Source organism: Pontimicrobium sp. IMCC45349 (genome assembly GCF_047219225.1).
Classification (GTDB): domain Bacteria; phylum Bacteroidota; class Bacteroidia; order Flavobacteriales; family Flavobacteriaceae; genus IMCC45349.
Window position 1 is genome coordinate 2,032,396 of record NZ_CP178208.1, and the last position, 18,046, is coordinate 2,050,441.

Annotated in this window: 15 protein-coding genes and 1 tRNA gene; 11 read left to right on the forward strand and 5 right to left on the reverse strand. The window is 35.3% G+C overall.

Going from position 1 to position 18,046, the window contains the following annotated elements; genetic code table 11:
- Nucleotides 1–24: 24 nt before the first annotated feature.
- From ACLII3_RS09435 to ACLII3_RS09485, 11 genes are all read left to right on the forward strand, one after another.
- Entirely contained in the window at nt 25–810 is a 786-nt protein-coding gene (locus ACLII3_RS09435; RefSeq protein WP_412983983.1) for an enoyl-CoA hydratase-related protein, read from the forward strand.
- A gap of 2 nt (nt 811–812) precedes the next feature.
- Complete coding sequence (locus ACLII3_RS09440; RefSeq protein ID WP_412983984.1) at nt 813–1,967, forward strand: 3-hydroxyacyl-CoA dehydrogenase NAD-binding domain-containing protein; 1,155 nt, start codon at nt 813–815, stop codon at nt 1,965–1,967.
- Nucleotides 1,967–2,272, forward strand: a complete 306-nt coding sequence (locus ACLII3_RS09445; RefSeq protein ID WP_412983985.1) for a hypothetical protein — start codon at nt 1,967–1,969, stop codon at nt 2,270–2,272. Before ACLII3_RS09440 ends, ACLII3_RS09445 begins: the two co-directional genes overlap by 1 nt.
- An 8-nt stretch (nt 2,273–2,280) precedes the next feature.
- Complete coding sequence (locus tag ACLII3_RS09450) at nt 2,281–2,685, forward strand: PaaI family thioesterase (RefSeq protein ID WP_412983986.1); 405 nt, start codon at nt 2,281–2,283, stop codon at nt 2,683–2,685.
- A 1-nt stretch (nt 2,686) separates the two neighbouring features.
- Nucleotides 2,687–3,901 (forward strand): 3-oxoadipyl-CoA thiolase, encoded by a 1,215-nt coding sequence (pcaF, locus tag ACLII3_RS09455; RefSeq protein ID WP_412983987.1) that lies wholly within the window; start codon nt 2,687–2,689, stop codon nt 3,899–3,901.
- A 49-nt stretch (nt 3,902–3,950) separates the two neighbouring features.
- Entirely contained in the window at nt 3,951–6,488 is a 2,538-nt protein-coding gene (gene paaZ, locus ACLII3_RS09460) for a phenylacetic acid degradation bifunctional protein PaaZ (protein ID WP_412983988.1), read from the forward strand.
- 87 nt (nt 6,489–6,575) lie between these two features.
- Complete coding sequence (locus ACLII3_RS09465; protein ID WP_412983989.1) at nt 6,576–7,328, forward strand: enoyl-CoA hydratase/isomerase family protein; 753 nt, start codon at nt 6,576–6,578, stop codon at nt 7,326–7,328.
- Nucleotides 7,328–7,924, forward strand: coding sequence for a transferase hexapeptide repeat family protein (locus ACLII3_RS09470; RefSeq protein WP_412983990.1), 597 nt, complete (start codon nt 7,328–7,330; stop codon nt 7,922–7,924). The genes ACLII3_RS09465 and ACLII3_RS09470 overlap by 1 nt, the downstream gene beginning before the upstream one ends.
- A gap of 32 nt (nt 7,925–7,956) precedes the next feature.
- Nucleotides 7,957–9,276 carry a dihydrolipoamide acetyltransferase family protein gene (locus ACLII3_RS09475; protein WP_412983991.1) on the forward strand — a complete coding sequence of 440 codons (1,320 nt, stop codon included), beginning with the start codon at nt 7,957–7,959 and terminating at the stop codon, nt 9,274–9,276.
- Between the two features lie 4 nt (nt 9,277–9,280).
- A complete protein-coding gene (locus ACLII3_RS09480) occupies nt 9,281–10,348 on the forward strand; it encodes a branched-chain amino acid aminotransferase (RefSeq protein ID WP_412983992.1) in 1,068 nt (355 codons plus the stop codon).
- Nucleotides 10,348–12,411, forward strand: coding sequence for a thiamine pyrophosphate-dependent enzyme (locus ACLII3_RS09485; RefSeq protein WP_412983993.1), 2,064 nt, complete (start codon nt 10,348–10,350; stop codon nt 12,409–12,411). Before ACLII3_RS09480 ends, ACLII3_RS09485 begins: the two co-directional genes overlap by 1 nt.
- 100 nt (nt 12,412–12,511) lie before the next feature.
- Here ACLII3_RS09485 and ACLII3_RS09490 read toward each other — a convergent pair.
- The 5 genes from ACLII3_RS09490 to gcvP all read right to left on the reverse strand — a co-directional run bounded on the left by ACLII3_RS09490 (nt 12,512) and on the right by gcvP (nt 18,025).
- Nucleotides 12,512–12,585 (reverse strand) — tRNA-Thr (locus ACLII3_RS09490).
- Between the two features lie 46 nt (nt 12,586–12,631).
- Nucleotides 12,632–13,480, reverse strand: a complete 849-nt coding sequence (locus ACLII3_RS09495) for a glycosyltransferase family 2 protein (RefSeq protein WP_412983994.1) — start codon at nt 13,478–13,480, stop codon at nt 12,632–12,634.
- The gene (locus tag ACLII3_RS09500; RefSeq protein WP_412983995.1) at nt 13,480–14,001 is read right to left on the reverse strand and encodes a methyltransferase; all 522 of its coding nucleotides are present in this window, start codon (nt 13,999–14,001) and stop codon (nt 13,480–13,482) included. Before ACLII3_RS09500 ends, ACLII3_RS09495 begins: the two co-directional genes overlap by 1 nt.
- An 11-nt stretch (nt 14,002–14,012) precedes the next feature.
- Nucleotides 14,013–15,071, reverse strand: a complete 1,059-nt coding sequence (locus ACLII3_RS09505; protein WP_412983996.1) for a 3-oxoacyl-ACP synthase III family protein — start codon at nt 15,069–15,071, stop codon at nt 14,013–14,015.
- A 107-nt stretch (nt 15,072–15,178) separates the two neighbouring features.
- Entirely contained in the window at nt 15,179–18,025 is a 2,847-nt protein-coding gene (gene gcvP / locus ACLII3_RS09510; protein ID WP_412983997.1) for an aminomethyl-transferring glycine dehydrogenase, read from the reverse strand.
- Nucleotides 18,026–18,046: the final 21 nt, after the last annotated feature.

An 18,046-nucleotide genomic window follows, 5' to 3' on the forward strand; every position in this document is an offset into this window, starting at 1 on the left:
TAGTAATGATAACAAAAATAAGGTATGAGCAACAATTCAATTCTACTTAAAATTGAAAACCATATAGCGTACATAGCGCTCAACAGACCAGAGGTCTTCAATAGCTTTAATCGTGAAATGGCATTAAGCCTTCAAAGTATCTTAGACGATTGCGAACAAAATGATGACGTAAGAGCTATCGTTTTAACAGGAAACGGAAAAGCATTTTGTGCAGGTCAAGATTTAAAAGAAGTCACTTCACCTGAATTAAATCCAGGATTCAAAAAGATTTTAGAAGAACATTACAATCCAATAATCCTTCGTATTCGAAATATCGAAAAACCAATTATAGGAGCGATTAATGGAGTTGCTGCAGGAGCAGGAGCAAATATAGCTTTGGCATGTGATGTAGTGGTAGCACACGAAAAAGTGAGTTTCATTCAAGCATTTAGTTTAATAGGTTTAATTCCTGATAGTGCCGGAACGTTCTTTTTACCACGTTTAGTTGGTTTTCAAAAAGCAACGGCTTTAGCAATGCTCGGAGATAAAGTAGGAGCAGAAGAAGCGGAACGTATTGGGATGATATACAAAAGTGTGTCATTAGAAGATTTTGAAGCAACTATTGAAAAGCTAGCGACTAAAATGGCAAATATGCCAACCAAAGCTTTAGGTTTAATCAAGAAAACATTCAACCAATCGTTAACCAATTCTTTAGAAGAACAATTAGCATTGGAATCAAAATATCAAATAGAAGCTGCAGGAACAGAGGATTATGCAGAAGGTGTAGCTGCTTTTATAGAAAAAAGAAATCCAGAATTCAAAGGGAAATAATTATGTATGTAGGAATAATTGGTTCAGGAACCATGGGAAGTGGTATTGCTCAAGTAGCAGCAACTTCTGGTTGTAAGGTGAAATTATACGATACTAATACAGCAGCATTAGATAAAGCAGAAGCAGCATTAGAAAAAATACTAAATCGACTAATTGAAAAAGGTCGTATTGATACTACTGAAAAGGATAGGATTCAAGGGAATATTCAATATGTAGATAGCTTAAAAGCCTTGTCAGATTCTGATTTGACGATTGAAGCTATTATTGAAAATTTAGACATCAAACAAAAGGTGTTTTCTGAATTGGAAACTTATGTGTCTGACGATTGTATTATCGCTTCAAATACTTCAAGTTTATCTATAGCATCTATAGCAGCATCACTTCAAAAACCAGAACGTTGTGTTGGAATTCATTTCTTTAATCCAGCACCTTTAATGAAGTTGGTAGAAGTTATTCCTGCAATTCAAACTTCAGAAGCTGTGCTTGAAAAATCAGTAAAAACTATTTCAGATTGGAAAAAAGTAGTGGCTGTTGCTAAAGATACACCTGGATTTATTGTAAACCGTGTGGCAAGACCATTTTATGGAGAAGCCTTAAGAATTTATGAAGAAGGTGTAGCGGATTTTGCAACTATAGATTGGAGTTTGAAATCTCTTGGAGGATTTAGAATGGGACCATTCGAGTTAATGGATTTCATAGGTAATGATGTGAATTATACTGTGACCGAAACGGTATTCACAGCCTTCTATTTTGATTCAAGATATAAACCATCATTTACGCAAAAACGTTTGTCTGAAGCAGGATATTTAGGCCGTAAAACAGGAAAAGGATATTACGATTATAGTGAAGGTGCAGCTAAACCAGAAGCAAATAAAGATACGGAGTTAGCGCAAACCATTTTTGATCGTGTGTTAGTAATGTTAATTAATGAAGCAGCAGATGCTTTATTCTTAAATATTGCTTCAGCAGAAGATATAGATAATGCGATGACTAAAGGTGTTAATTATCCAAAAGGATTATTGGCTTGGGCAGATGAAAAAGGGATAGATTGGTGTGTGAGTAAACTTGATGAGTTATATGACGAATACCATGAAGATAGATACCGTTGTAGTCCGTTATTACGTAAAATGAAAAAAGAAGAAAAAGCATTCTTTTAGTGGAAGAAATAGCTAGATATCACATTGATGATAAATTCATTATCACAGGTAGAGGGCTAGTTTTTACAGGACATATTATTGAAGGAGTAATAAATATAGGAGACTACATAGAGTTTAGTTTTAATGGTAATTTGATAAGACGAAGAATAATAGGAATTAATGCAGTTAGAAACTCTATGCATTCTAAGGGAGTATTTGATAAGTTAAATACAGGTGTTCTTATAAAATGTCAATCTGAGGAAGAAATGAAAATGATTAGAATATCTAACTTAAAAGACGTTGAAGCTTTTGTATTTAAAGATTAAAAAAGATAATGAAAGGAGAACAAATACCATATAAAATGCTAAGTCTAGATGCCTATAGTCAGTGGTTAGGTATTGAGATTTTAGAGTGTGAAATTGGTCGCTGTAAATTAGGTATGACCATTCGTAAAGACATGCTTAATAGCATGAATAAAGCGCATGGAGGTATTAGTTATTCATTGGCAGATACCGCTTTTGGTTTTGCAGCAAATACACATGGTAAATATGCAGTTTCTATAGAAACGAGTATCAACCATATTGAAGCACTTAATGAAAACGATTATATCGTTGCTGAAAGTGTTATCGAAAAAGTAAATAATAAATTAGGCTTCAATATCATTGAAGTAAAACGAGGAGATGAATTAGTCGCACTATTTAAGGGTGTGGTTTATCGTACTCAAAAAGATTGGGAATAATATGAAAGAAGCATATATCATAGATGGTGTTCGTACACCAATAGGAAATTATAAAGGGACCTTATCTGCTGTTCGTACAGATGATTTAGGCGCTTTAGTAATTAAAGAAGTAGTAGAACGTAATCCAAATATTCCAAAAGACGCTTATGATGATGTGATTATGGGATGTGCAAATCAAGCTGGTGAGGACAATCGAAATGTCGCTCGTATGTCAGCCTTATTAGCAGGATTACCACATACAGTTCCAGGAGAAACAGTGAATAGATTGTGTAGTTCTGGATTGTCAGCAATCATTCATGCTAATCGTGCTGTGAAAGCAGGAGATGGCGATGTATTTGTAGCTGGAGGCGTTGAAAATATGACACGTGGTCCTTATGTGATGGCAAAACCATCATCAGCATTTGGAGGTGATTCTAAAATGTATGATTCTACTTTTGGATGGCGTTTTGTGAATAAGAAAATGCACGCAATGTATGGAACTGATGGTATGGGAGTAACGGCAGAAAACTTGGTTGAGAAATACAATATCTCTCGAGAAGATCAAGATAAGTTTGCTTATTGGTCACAAATGAAAGCGAGTAAAGCTCAAGAGAATGGGCGTTTAGGGAAAGAGATTGTAACGGTTGAAATTCCACAACGAAAAAAAGATCCAATTCAGTTTTCAAAAGATGAGTTTGTAAAACCAAACTCTACTTTAGAAGTATTAGGAAAACTTAGAGCAGCATTTAAAAAAGAAGGTGGTAGTGTAACTGCTGGGAACTCATCAGGATTAAATGATGGTGCAGCAGCAACAATTATTGCTTCTGAAGATGCTGTAAAAAAATATAATTTAAAACCATTAGCAAGAATTGTGAGTTCTGCTGTTGTTGGTGTGGAACCAAGAATCATGGGAATAGGTCCTGTACAAGCCTCTAATAAAGCATTAGAAAAAGCAGGATTAACTATGGATGATATGAATGTGATCGAATTGAATGAAGCATTTGCAGCACAAGCTTTAGCATGTACTAGAGCTTGGGGATTAGCAGATGACGATCCAAGGTTAAATCCAAATGGCGGTTCTATTGCTATTGGACACCCACTAGGAGTAACAGGAGCTCGCATTGCATATTCGGCAGCTTTAGAATTACAAGAGCAACAAAAACGATACGCATTAATTACAATGTGTGTAGGTGTTGGTCAAGGGTATGCTGCGATTATTGAAAATGTAAATTTATAAGAATTTGTCATTTCGTACTTGATACGAAATCTACTATATATTGATAGATATGAACAAAATACAACATTACGTTCAAGGACATTGGACAACAGGAACTGAAGAAGGAGCACCTATTCATGATGCAATCACAGGAGAAGCTTTTGCTAGCGTTGCAATTGAAGGTTTAGATATTCCTGAAATCTTGCATTACGGAAGAACAAAAGGTGGCGAGAAATTACGTAAAATGACCTTTCAAGAGCGTGGGAACATGCTTAAGAAACTAGCACTATATCTTACCAAAAGAAAAAATGCGTTTTACGAATTAAGTTATAGAACAGGAGCGACAAAAGTAGATAGTTGGATAGACATCGAAGGTGGTTTTGGGAACTTGTTTGCCAATGCTTCTTTAAGAAAGTTATTTCCAAATCAGTCCTATCATGTAGAAGGAGAGCCTATTGATTTATCTAGAGGTGGACGTTTTATGGCACATCATATCATGGTGCCAAAAAAAGGTGTTGCAGTTCATATCAATGCCTTTAATTTCCCTGTTTGGGGAATGTTAGAAAAATGTGCTGTCAACTGGATGGCAGGTGTGCCAGCAGTAGTGTTACCAGCACCATCATCATCCTATTTAGCAGAAGCAGTAGCTAGAGAAATTATCAATTCTGGAATTCTACCAGAAGGTGCATTACAAATTATTAATGGAACCGTTCGTAATATATTAGATACTGTAGAATCTCAAGACGTCGTAACCTTTACAGGATCTGCAGCAACAGGACGTATCCTTAAAGCACATCCGAGAATTATTCAAGAAGCAGTGCCATTTACAATGGAAGCAGATTCGTTAAATGCTTCTATTCTAGGAGAAGATGCTGTTCCTGGAACACCAGAATTTGATATCTTTATTAAAGAAGTACGTAAAGAGATGACGGTTAAAGCAGGACAAAAATGTACTGCCATTCGTCGTATCATAGTGCCTGAGAACTTAGTAGAAGATGTACAAATTGCTTTAGGAAAAGCGTTAGATAAAGTGACTATTGGAGACCCAAGATTAAAAGAAGTAAGAATGGGATCTTTAGTAAGTAAACAACAGGTAGAAGCTGTGAAAAACTCGGTACAAGATATTGCTAAAGAAGCACAGATTGTTTACGGAAGCTTAGATAAAATTGAAACGATTGGAGCAGATGCTACCAAAGGTGCTTTTGTAAGTCCAATTGTATTAAGAGCAGATAACCCTTTTGAAAATACTGCTGTTCACGAACGTGAAGCCTTTGGTCCAGTAAGTACCATTATGCCATATAAGACATTAGATGAAGCCATTACTTTAGCTCAAATGGGTAAAGGGTCGTTAGTATCGTCTATTATCACAAATGATGATAATATTGCGAAGGACTATGTGGTTAATGCAGCAAGTCATCATGGACGTATTTTAGTATTGAACAGAGAAAATGCTAAAGAAAGTACAGGACATGGATCGCCATTACCAACCTTAGTACATGGTGGACCAGGACGTGCTGGAGGTGGAGAAGAAATGGGAGGAATGCGAGGTGTAAAGCACTATTTACAACGTACAGCAATCCAAGGAACACCAACAACTTTAACAGAAATCACAAGAATCTATCAGCAGAATGCTAAATATAAAGAAGCTGAAGAGCATCCATTCAAATACCATTGGGAAGATATCCAACCAGGAATGTCTTTAAAAACGCATAATAGAACAATTACTGATTCGGATATTATGTCGTTTGCTAATTTGACTTGGGATCATTTCTATGCACATACAGATATCACGTCTTTAGATGGAAGTATTTTTGAAAAGCGTACTGCTCATGGTTATTTTATCATTTCCGCAGCGGCAGGATTATTTGTACACCCAAATAAAGGACCTGTTTCGGCTAATTATGGGTTAGATAGTATTCGCTTTTTAAGACCTTTATACCATAATGATACTATTTATGTACGTTTAACTTGTAAAGAAAAAGTTGATCGTGATGTATCTACAGCAGAACATCCAAGTGGTATTGTAAAATGGCACGTTGAGGTTTTTGATGCTAATTTTGAAAACCGACCAGAAAGTCAAAAAACAGATAGAGATACACCATTAGTAGCAGTGGCTACAATTTTAACTATGGTACAAAAGAAACAAGAAACTTTTGTTGAGATGACTGATAGTAAAATTGATGAATGTTTGTCTAAACTTTCTGAAAATGCTAAACCTCAATGGGGAATTATGACGCCTCAACATATGATTGAGCATTTAGAACACACCTACAAAATTGCTGCTGGAGAAATTCAGGATTTTGAAATTTCAACACCAGAAAAGATTCTAGAAAAGGTAAAGAATAGTCTTTGGAATTACGATAAATTCCCTCAAAACTCACAGTTTCCTTTATTAGAAAAAGATACATTAGAGCCTTTAAAACATGAAAATTTAGCAGTAGCTATTGAAGCATTTAAAGGTCAACGTAAAATTTATATAGAATTTTTTAAAGAGCATCCAGATGTGAAATTAAAGAACATCGTTTTTGGAGAATTAAATCGATATGAGTGGTACCTTTTAGAGCGAAAGCATCTAAATCACCATTTTGAACAATTTGGATTAATATAAATGGATGTTATTCAGAGCAAAGCGAAGCATCTTAAAAGAGATTGCCACGTCACTTTGTTCCTCGCAATGACAAAAAGATAATAAAATATGAGCGACCCATACGTAAAACAACATATAGAAAACGGAGTAGGATATATTGAATTTTTTCACCCTGCTCACAACTCTTTGCCAGGAGATATTTTAGCAAAATTAGCTGAAACCATTACAGAAGCTGGTACAAACGATGAGATTAAGGTTATCGTTTTAAAAAGCGGAAAAGACAGAACCTTTTGCGCAGGTGCTAGTTTTAAGGAATTGATCAATATTAATGACGAAGCAACCGGAAAAGTATTCTTTTCAGGGTTCGCCAATGTGATTAATGCGATGCGTAAATGTCCAAAGTTTATTATTGGACGTGTACAAGGAAAGACTGTTGGAGGTGGTGTTGGATTAGCTTCTGCAACAGATTATTGTATGGCTTCAAAATTTGCTTCAATTAAGCTAAGTGAATTAAATGTAGGAATTGGACCTTTTGTAGTTGGACCAGCAGTACAACGTAAGCTTGGTTTAACTGGAATGTCACAAATTGCTATTGATGCCAATAGTTTTTATTCGGCAGAATGGGCAAAACAAAAAGGCTTATTTACGCAAGTATTTGAGAGTAATGAAGAATTAGACGAAGGAGTAAAAGCCTTTGCTGAAAACTTATGTAATTACAATCCAGAAGCCATGAAAGAAATGAAAGCCATGTTCTGGAAAGGTACTGAAGATTGGGATACACTTTTAGCAGAACGTGCAGCTATTAGCGGGCGTTTGGTGTTAAGTGAGTTTACGAAAGAAACATTGAAGCGTTTTAAGTAATGATTTACGAATTTCAAGGATACATACCAGTTGTACACGAAAGTAGTTTTGTGCATCCTTTGGCAGCAGTTACAGGGAATGTCATTATTGGCAAGAACTGTTACATTGGTCCAGGAGCAGCTATTCGTGGTGATTGGGGACAAATCATTTTAGAAGATGGTGTCAATGTGCAAGAAAACTGTACAGTGCATATGTTTCCTGGGAAATCCATAACACTCAAGGAGAGTGCACATGTAGGTCATGGTGCTATTATTCATGGTGCCAATTTAGGTCGTAATTGCCTAATAGGTATGAATACAGTCATTATGGATGATGCGGTAATTGGTGATGAGTGTATCGTTGGAGCTATGGCATTTGTAAAGGCAGAAACTGTGATTCCTAATCGAAGCTTAGTAGTTGGTAATCCAGCAAAAGTGATTAAGCAAGTGAGTGATGAGATGATTGCTTGGAAAACAAAGGGTACAGCCTTGTACCAACAATTACCAGCAGATTGTCATAAGACCTTAAAAGCAGTGGAACCATTACGTGAGGTTCCAGAGCATATGAAAATCCAAGAAGATGTTTATAAAACACTTCGAGATTTCATGAAAAAATAAGATTTAAAAACTAACAAACATTAGTTCATGTCATGTCGAGATTTGAATTTAAAATGCCCAAACTGGGTGAAAGTATAACGGAAGCAGCCATTATTACATGGTTTAAGAATGTAGGTGATACGATTGAACAAGATGAAATGCTACTTGAAGTAGCTACTGATAAAGTAGATTCTGAAGTGCCTTCAACAGTAACAGGAGTTGTAGAAGAAATTCTATTCCAAGCCAATGATGTTATTAAAATAGGTGATACTATCGCAATTATTAAAACGGATGGTTCGGTACCTCAGGCAAAATCCAAAAAGAAAACGAAAGCAGATGCCTCTGAGAAGGCTGTGAAAACAGAAACTGGAAAAGTGAAACGTCCAAAGTTGGCAACTTCTGTTTCGACTTCATCTTCGTCTTCGGTTTCAGCTTCAGTAAATAACAATACGTTCTTTTCGCCTTTGATTATAGCAATTGCTAAAGAGCATCATATTAGCTTTGAAGAGTTGGCACGTATTCCTGCTACAGGAACTGATGGACGTTTGCGTAAAAGCGATGTCTTTCAATACATCAATGATGGTCGTCCTTATAAATTTGTACAGCCTACAGTTACTAAAGACCCAACAGCCTATCGTATTCCGCAATTGAACTTAGATAAGGGTACAGGAAAGATTGTAAAGATGGATCGTATGCGCCAAATGATCGCTGATCATATGGTCTATTCAAAGCATACATCACCTCATGTAACTGCTTATGTAGAAGCAGATCTTACAGAACTCGTACAATGGAGAAATGAACATAAAGTGGCTTTCCAAGAAAAGTATGGCGAAAAACTAACCTTTACACCATTATTTGTAGAAGCTGTAGCAAATGCAGTGAAAGATTTTCCAATGATCAATGTATCTGTTGATGGTGAAAACATCATTGTAAAAGAACATATCAATATAGGAATGGCAACCGCTTTACCAAGTGGAAATTTAATCGTTCCTGTGGTAAAAGATGCAGATAAAAAAGAACTGCAAGATATTGCTACAGACGTTAATGCATTGGCAACTAAAGCTAGAGAAAACAACTTAAAACCTGAAGATATCCAAGGCAGTACCTTTACCATTTCTAATGTTGGAACTTTTGGGAGTTTAATGGGAACGCCAATTATCAATCAACCAGAAGTCGCCATTTTAGCTTTGGGTATTATTAAGAAACGTGCTGAGGTTATTGAAACTGATAAAGGCGATGAGATTGCAATTAGAAGCATGATGTATTTGTCATTATCTTTTGACCATCGCGTGGTTGATGGATATTTGGGAGGAAGCTTCTTAAGACGCATTGCAGACAATTTAGAACAATTTGATACTAATAGAACTATCTAATAACATGGAACACACTATAAAAATCACTAAAATAAATAAGTCTAAAGTTGATGATTTAGATTTTGATAATATTCCATTAGGAAGAACTTTTACCGATCACATGTTTATTTGTGATTATGAAAATGGACAATGGAATAACCCAAGAATAGAACCTTTAGAACGTATTCCAACACATCCAGCAGCAATGGCTTTACATTATGGTCAAGCTATTTTTGAAGGTATGAAAGCAACTGTTGATGTAGATGGTTCACCAATGCTTTTTAGACCAGAGAAGAATGCAATACGTTTAAACTTTAGTGCAGATCGTATGGGAATGCCACATTTTCCAGAAGATTTATTTGTTGAAGGTTTAAAGCAGTTAGTAGCTATGGAACAAGCATGGATTCCTCCTCAAGAAGGAAGTGCCTTGTATTTACGTCCATTCATGTATGCCGATGAGCCTTTTATTGGGATGAGAGCTGCAACGAGCTATAAATTTATTATTATGGCATCTCCAGCAGGTACCTTCTTTAGTAATCGTATTAAATTGTATGCTGAGACCAAATACATAAGAGCTGTAGATGGTGGAACAGGAGAGGCCAAAGCAGCAGGTAATTACGCAGCAGCAATTAGACCAACTGAATTAGCTAAAGCTAAAGGTTATGATCAAGTATTATGGTTAGATGCTGTAGAACATAGATATATTCAAGAAGTAGGAACCATGAATATCTTTTTTAAGATTGATGGGGAATTTATTACACCACAACGTGATGGGGCTATTTTAGATGGTATTACCCGAATGAGCGTGATAGATTTATTACGCCATAAAGGATTTGAAGTTACTGAACGTGCAATTACCATTGATGAAATAATTGAAGCTTCAAATAATGGCACTTTAGAAGAGGCTTTTGGTACAGGAACTGCAGTTGGTATTGCGTATATTCAAGACATAGGTTATAAAGATCAGGTAATTCATGTATCTGATGAAAGTCCAGTTGGATTAGATATTAACGATACATTGAATGGGATTAAAACAGGTCAGATAGAGGATCCATTTAATTGGATGGTTAAAATTGAAAAAGAACTAGCTTAATGAAAAAAGAGATTTTAAAAAAAGGCTTTTCTAATTTGTGTACTGCCAAAGCGATGGCAGAATTATACGAAGCAAATTTTAAGCAAGTATCAAAATATGTACATGCGACTTCTCGTGGACATGAAGCAGTACAAACAGCACTTGGATTGCAATTATTGCCACAAGATTATGCCTTTCCGTATTATCGTGATGATGCCATGTTATTGGCTTTCGGAATGCAGCCTTATGATTTAATGTTGCAATTACTGGCTAAAAAGAACGATCCGTTTTCTGGAGGACGCACGTATTATTCACATCCAAGCTTAAAAGATATAGATAAGCCAAAAATCCCACACCAATCTTCGGCAACAGGGATGCAAGCGATTCCTGCAACTGGTGTTGCTATGGGAATGCAGTACTTGGAAAAACAAAACCTTGGAAATACCATTCTTAGCGGAAATGAGGACTCTAAAGAAAACCCAATAGCAGTATGTTCTCTTGGAGATGCTTCTGTTACAGAAGGTGAGATTGCAGAAGCCTTTCAAATGGCAGCTTTAAAGCAAATGCCAATTTTATATTTAGTGCAAGATAACGGTTGGGATATTTCGGCAAATGAAGCAGAAACAAGAGCGCAAAATGCCTATGAATATGCAAGAGGGTTTAATGGCTTAGATGCCATCTCTATTGATGGTGCCAATTTTATGGAAAGTTATAAAGCCATAGAAGAAGTGATATCTATTATTAGAAAAGAACGTCGTCCATTTGTGGTACATGCAAAAGTCCCTTTATTAAATCACCATACCTCTGGTGTTCGTATGGAATGGTATAGAGATGACTTGGAAGAAGCACGCTCTAGAGATCCATATCCAGTATTAAAGCAACAATTATTAGATAACGGATTTACTTTAGAAGAAGTAGAAGCGATTGAAAAAGAAGCACAAGACAAAGTGACTTCAGATTTCGAAAACGCTTTAAAAGAAGACGATCCAACTTCTGAAGACTTATTTACCCACGATTTTGCACCAACGCCAATTATTGAAGAAGCAGGAGAACGTTCTCCAGAAGATGGCGAACGTGTCGTGATGGTAGATTGTGCATTACATGCTATTGAAGAATTAATGCGAGAGAACCCACGTTGTTTATTGTACGGACAAGATGTTGGTGGACGTTTAGGAGGAGTATTTAGAGAAGCAGCAACATTAGCGCAGAAGTTTGGAGATAATCGTGTATTTAATACACCAATCCAAGAAGCCTTTATTGTAGGATCAACAGTTGGAATGAGCGCTGTAGGTTTAAAACCTATAGTTGAGGTGCAATTTGCAGATTATATATGGCCAGGACTAAATCAGTTATTTACCGAGGTGAGTCGTAGTTGCTATTTATCAAATGGGAAATGGCCAGTAAGCATGATATTGCGTGTGCCTATTGGTGCTTATGGTAGTGGAGGACCTTACCATTCGTCATCGGTAGAAAGTGTGGTGACTAATATTCGCGGTATAAAAATAGCTTACCCAAGTAATGGAGCAGATTTAAAAGGGTTGATGAAAGCAGCGTACCACGATCCAAATCCAGTTGTAATTTTAGAACATAAAGGATTGTATTGGTCTAAGGTAGCAGGAACAGAAGGCGCAACTTCTATAGAGCCTTCAGAAGATTATGTGTTGCCTTTTGGTAAAGCTTGGGTCTTACAAGAAATTTGGAAGCAGGAAGAAGTAGAAACAGCTACTATAGTAACTTACGGAATGGGTGTACATTGGGCATATAATGCCACAGAAGGTATGAGAGATCAGGTTGAGATTATTGACTTGAGAACTTTAGCGCCTTTAGATGAAAACACGATTATGAATTCTGTTAGGAAAACAGGAAAGTGTTTAGTAGTTACTGAAGAACCTTCTAACAATAGCTTTGCAAGAGCTTTAGCAGGAAAGATTCAGGAAGTGTGTTTCCAAAGTTTAGATGCACCAGTAATGGTTATTGGTAGTGAAAACATGCCAGCAATTCCATTAAATTCAACCTTGGAACAAACCATGATTCCATCCACAGAAAAAGTAAAAGTCAAACTCAAAGAGTTATTAGATTATTAATAAAACATAAAGCTTCCAAATTGGAAGCTTTTTTTATGAGGTAAAGTGTTTTAAAATTAGGCATAAAAAAAACACCAATCAATTTGATTGGTGTTTTTAGAGCCGATGGAGGGACTCGAACCCACGACCTGCTGATTACAAATCAGCTGCTCTAGCCAGCTGAGCTACATCGGCATTGCGAGCGCAAATATAATTCTCAATTTAGAATTCACAAATTTTTTCAAAATATTTTTTTCAAAATATTTTTCCATCTAAACTTTCTAATAAATTTTCCTTGGTCTTTATCTATCAAAAAAGGCTCTTTTTTTAACCAAGCTATCAGATAACCAGTAATATAGTCTTTGAATAAACGAAAGCTTCTTTTTTTATACGCTAATTTAGCTGAAGAGATAAAAGATAGTAAAAAACCAAATCTTAATATGTATAATGACTTTCCATGAAGGTGTTTTGAGTCTTTTACATAATTTTTTCCTGTAGGTTTTAGGTGTTTTACCTTTAAAGAGTCGTCTGTTTTAAAACTCCAATTGTAATAAATAGCTAATAGTTCATCAATAGTATCCCAGCCCATAGATCGTTTGAGCTTTCCTATTTCAAGAAAGCAGGCTTTTCTATAAGCTTTTAAAGCACCTCTAATATGGTCTTTGCCTGTTAAGCTCTCACGAACCCATTCGCCATTTTTTTCTATGTAGCAATGACCAGCAACCAAGCCTAATCTATCATCAGCTTTATAGTGTTTAATTAATGTTTGTAAATAGTTATTTGGAAACACTAAATCAGCATCATATTTACAAATTATATCGTAAGCTTCATCAAGTTGTTCATAACCTTTATAAAAAGCATTTATAATTTTTGCTCCAGGAATATGTTTGTTTGATGAGGTATTGTTTACTAATTCTATCCAAGAATGTTTATTAGTATACTGAGAAACTATTTCAGCAGTGTTATCGGTTGAATTATCGTTTACAACAATTACTTTTTTTGGTAAATGAGTTTGTTTTACCAGGGAGTCTAAAGTTTTACCAATAGCATCGGCTTCATTATGAGCAGGTATGACAATGTATATGTTCATTAAATACGTTCAGCGTAAACAATATAATACCTAGGAGTAAACCATCTTAATATAGGACGTATACCAATTTTTTTTGTTGGGTTAGTCCATTTTTTTCTATCAATTATTTTCCAACCAGCTTTTTCTAATAACCAATCAAATTGCCAATCTTCAAACTCATGATAATGTCTATCCCATTTATCGGTTTTACTTCTATAAGCACTAGCAAACCACAATTTAAGAGGAACACTCATAACAATTTTATTTGTTTTAATTGATTGTAATACAGTAAATGGTGATAGTAAATGTTCAAATATTTCAAAAGCAGTTATAACATCTGCTTCTGAATTTGTAATTGTAGAAGTATCTATATCTAAATCTTCTCCTTGTGTGTTTTCTACATTAAATCCTTCGGATTTCATAATTGTAGAAAAAGGATTTTCGACTCCTAAATCTAAAATATTTTCAGAAGTTGAAACATGTTTCTTTAAAAAATCAAGTGTTATTTTATACCTCTTATGAGGAAATTGACCTTCGTACAAAGCGAGTTAAATTAATATTTGTAAACAATAGCGTTGATATGCATTCCTGCACCAACACTTGCAAATATAATAACATCACCTTTGTTAAGTTTATGATTTTCTAATTTATTATTTTTTATAAGATCATAAAGGGTAGGTACAGTAGCAACCGAACTATTTCCTAATTTATGAATGCTCATAGGCATAATACCTTCTGGAACAGGTGTTTTATAAAGTCTATAAAAGCGTTTGATAATCGCTTCATCCATTTTTTCATTGGCTTGATGTATCAATACTTTTTTAACATCTTTAATATCTACACCGCTTTTGTCTAAACAAGTTTTCATTGCTTGAGGAACATTGTTTAATGCAAATTCATAGATTTTACGACCATGCATTTTAATATACCTTGTATCTCTGCACAATTCTTGATTGTTAGAATTCCCAAAGAACAAATAGTAGGCTTCATCATAAGTGAATGATGCTGTTTCATGTGCTAAAATTCCACCTTCGTCATCAGTTGCTTCAATAATGGTAGCACCAGCTCCATCAGAGTAAATCATAGAATCTCTATCGTGTTTATCTACAACTCTTGATAAAGTTTCAGAACCAATAACCAAACACTTTTTAGCCATTCCTGCTTTAATAAATGCTTGAGCTTGAATAACACCTTCAACCCAACCTGGACATCCAAATAATATATCGTATGCTACACATTTTGGATTTTTAATTCGTAAGGCGTGTTTTACTCGCGAAGCTAAACAAGGTAAAATATCACTTTGAATAGCACCTGCTTTAACATCACCAAAATTATGTGCTACAATTATATAATCTAATTCTTCTGGGTCAATGTTGGCATCGTTAATTGCTTTTTCGGCTGCTAATGCACCCAAATCTGAAGATGTTAAATGACCTTCGGCATAACGACGTTCAACAATACCTGTTATAGCTTTAAATTTCTCAACTATTACCTCATTAGGATAGTCTATAGATGTTCCATCAGTGTTCAAAAATGCGTGTTGATGAAAGTCTTCATTCCTTTCAATAGTGTCAGGTATATAGCTTCCTGAGCCAGTAATACGAATATTCATATATAGTATTTGCCTTTAATTATTTGCTAATGTAGTGAATATAATAGCAAATAATTAAAGGCAAATATTGTAAGTTATTTTTTTACGATGTTCAACAAGATTTTTGTCTACATAAAATCCTCAATTGGAGCACAAGTACAAATTAAGTTTCTGTCTCCATATGCATCGTCAACACGTCTTACACTTGGCCAGAATTTATTATCTTTTACATACTCTAAAGGATAAGCAGCTTCCTCTCTTGTGTAAGGTAAATCCCACTCATTAGCTGTCAACATCTCTAATGTGTGTGGCGCATTTTTAAGCACGTTATTTGGGTTGTCTTTTGTAGCAGCTTCTATTTCTTTTCTAATAGAAATCATTGCATCACAAAAACGATCCATTTCAGCTTTACTTTCACTTTCTGTAGGCTCAATCATTAATGTTCCCGCTACTGGAAAAGAAACTGTAGGTGCGTGGAATCCATAGTCCATTAAACGTTTTGCAATGTCGCCAACTTCAATACCATTAGCTTTAAAAGCACGACAATCAACAATCATTTCGTGAGCTGCTCTTCCTCTTTCGCCAGAATATAGTGTATCAAAATGACCCTGTAAACGCTCTTTTAAATAGTTTGCATTTAAAATAGCGATTCTAGTAGACTCTTTTAAGCCTTGAGCACCTAACATTTTAATATATCCATAAGATATTAGACAAGCTAAAGCTGATCCAAATGGTGCTGCAGAAATAGCTGTAATAGCATTGTCTCCTCCAGAAGCAATTATTGGATTTCCAGGTAAGAAAGGTTTTAATTGCTCAGCAACACAAATAGGTCCAACTCCTGGGCCTCCACCTCCATGAGGAATGGCAAAGGTTTTATGTAAGTTTAAGTGACAAACATCTGCTCCAATATTTCCAGGATTTGTTAATCCTACTTGAGCATTCATGTTTGCGCCATCCATATAAACTTGACCACCATTATCGTGAATAATTTGTGTAATATCTTTGATAGAAGCTTCATACACACCATGTGTTGATGGATAAGTAACCATTAAACACGAAAGGTTGTCTTTATGTAACTCTGCTTTTTCACGTAAATCGTCAACATCTATATTTCCTTCTTCAGTAGATTTTGTTACAACTACTTTCATTCCAGCCATTACAGCACTTGCAGGATTTGTTCCGTGAGCTGATGATGGAATTAAACAAATATTTCTATGATGATCACCTCTTGATTCGTGGTATGCTTTAATAACCATTAATCCAGCAAACTCACCTTGAGCTCCAGAGTTAGGTTGTAATGAAGTAGCAGCAAAACCAGTAATTTCAGTTAATTGGTCTTCTAATGTTTTTAAAGCAGTTAGGTAACCTTCAACTTGATTAGCTGGAGCAAAAGGATGTATATTTCCCCAGTTAGCCCAACTTAATGGTAGCATTTCGGCTGCAGCATTTAATTTCATTGTACAAGAACCTAATGAAATCATAGAGTGATTTAATGATAAATCTTTACGCTCTAACTTTTTAATATAACGCATTAACTCTGTTTCTGAATGATGAGAGTTAAATACTTCGTTTTCTAAAAACGCTGAAGTTCTTGCAACGTTTTCAGGAATTATAGTGTGTTCTCCAATTTCTTGAATAGAAACAGCTTCTTTATTTTCAGTAGATGCAAATACATTAAGTATGTCATTTAAATCTGAAAGTGTTGTTGTTTCATTTATTGATATTGCAACTGTATTATTATTTGGATAATAGAAGTTGATATCATTAGCTTCTGCTAATTCTTTAATTTTAGAACTGTCTTCAACTTTTACTTGAATAGTGTCAAAAAATGAAGCATTTGTTTGTTCTAAACCTAAAAATTCTAAAGCATTTGCAAGTGTACAAGCTGAGTTGTGAACTTTATTAGCAATATATGTTAAGCCATTTGGTCCATGATACACTGCATACATTCCAGCCATAACAGCTAAAAGTACTTGAGCTGTACATATATTGGAAGTTGCTCTATCACGTTTAATGTGTTGCTCTCTTGTTTGAAGTGCCATACGTAAAGCACGATTACCATCAGTGTCCTTTGTAACACCAATAATACGTCCAGGAATATTACGTTTGTAAGCTTCTTTGGTAGCAAAATAAGCTGCATGAGGACCACCATAACCCATTGGAATACCAAAGCGTTGTGTTGTTCCAACTACAACATCTGCTCCAAATTTACCAGGAGCTTCAAGTTTTACTAAACTTAAAATATCGGCAGCTACAGCTACTTTTATATCTGCAGCATTAGCTTTTGATATGAAATCTTCAATGTTTAATATTTCTCCTGATTTTCCAGGATATTGAACAATAGCACCAAAGTATTCATTTGAAAAGTCAAATTCATCAGCGTTACCTACTACTAACTCCACCCCAATTGGAATAGCTCTTGTTTGAAGCACTGACAAGGTTTGCGGTAAGATATCGTCTGAAACAAAGAATTTATTAACGTTTGCCTTTTTTTGAGCTCTTTCTCTAACAGCGAATAATAAAGCCATAGCTTCAGCAGCAGCAGTACCTTCATCTAAAAGTGAAGCATTTGCTAATTCCATTCCAGTAAGGTCTGTAACCATGGTTTGGAAATTAAGAAGAGCTTCTAATCTACCTTGAGCAATTTCTGCTTGATAAGGTGTATAAGCTGTATACCAACCTGGATTTTCTAAAATATTACGTTGGATAACTGCTGGTAGGTTTGAAGGATGATAACCTAAACCTATATATGATTTATTAACTTTATTCTTTGAGGCAAGCTCATGAATATGGTTTAAATACTCTTGTTCACTTAAAGCTTTGTCAAGATTTAACTCGGTTTGAAGTCTTATATTATCAGGAATAGTTTGATGAATAAGTTCGTCTATTGAGTCTAAACCAATTGTGTTTAACATGTCTTTATGGTCCGACTCTCTAGGTCCAATGTGTCTTAACGAGAAAGTATCTGTATTCATAGTTAGTTATGTTGTATTTTG

Bases quoted from the DNA above. Each gene is read 5' to 3' on its own strand.
- ACLII3_RS09435 (WP_412983983.1), top strand. From the start codon at position 25: ATGAGCAACAATTCAATTCTACTTAAAATTGAAAACCATATAGCGTAC.
- ACLII3_RS09440 (WP_412983984.1), top strand. From the start codon at position 813: ATGTATGTAGGAATAATTGGTTCAGGAACCATGGGAAGTGGTATTGCT.
- ACLII3_RS09450 (WP_412983986.1), top strand. From the start codon at position 2,281: ATGAAAGGAGAACAAATACCATATAAAATGCTAAGTCTAGATGCCTAT.
- pcaF (WP_412983987.1), top strand. From the start codon at position 2,687: ATGAAAGAAGCATATATCATAGATGGTGTTCGTACACCAATAGGAAAT.
- paaZ (WP_412983988.1), top strand. From the start codon at position 3,951: ATGAACAAAATACAACATTACGTTCAAGGACATTGGACAACAGGAACT.
- ACLII3_RS09465 (WP_412983989.1), top strand. From the start codon at position 6,576: ATGAGCGACCCATACGTAAAACAACATATAGAAAACGGAGTAGGATAT.
- ACLII3_RS09470 (WP_412983990.1), top strand. From the start codon at position 7,328: ATGATTTACGAATTTCAAGGATACATACCAGTTGTACACGAAAGTAGT.
- ACLII3_RS09475 (WP_412983991.1), top strand. From the start codon at position 7,957: ATGTCGAGATTTGAATTTAAAATGCCCAAACTGGGTGAAAGTATAACG.
- ACLII3_RS09480 (WP_412983992.1), top strand. From the start codon at position 9,281: ATGGAACACACTATAAAAATCACTAAAATAAATAAGTCTAAAGTTGAT.
- ACLII3_RS09485 (WP_412983993.1), top strand. From the start codon at position 10,348: ATGAAAAAAGAGATTTTAAAAAAAGGCTTTTCTAATTTGTGTACTGCC.
- ACLII3_RS09495 (WP_412983994.1), bottom strand. From the start codon at position 13,480: ATGAACATATACATTGTCATACCTGCTCATAATGAAGCCGATGCTATT.
- ACLII3_RS09505 (WP_412983996.1), bottom strand. From the start codon at position 15,071: ATGAATATTCGTATTACTGGCTCAGGAAGCTATATACCTGACACTATT.
- gcvP (WP_412983997.1), bottom strand. From the start codon at position 18,025: ATGAATACAGATACTTTCTCGTTAAGACACATTGGACCTAGAGAGTCG.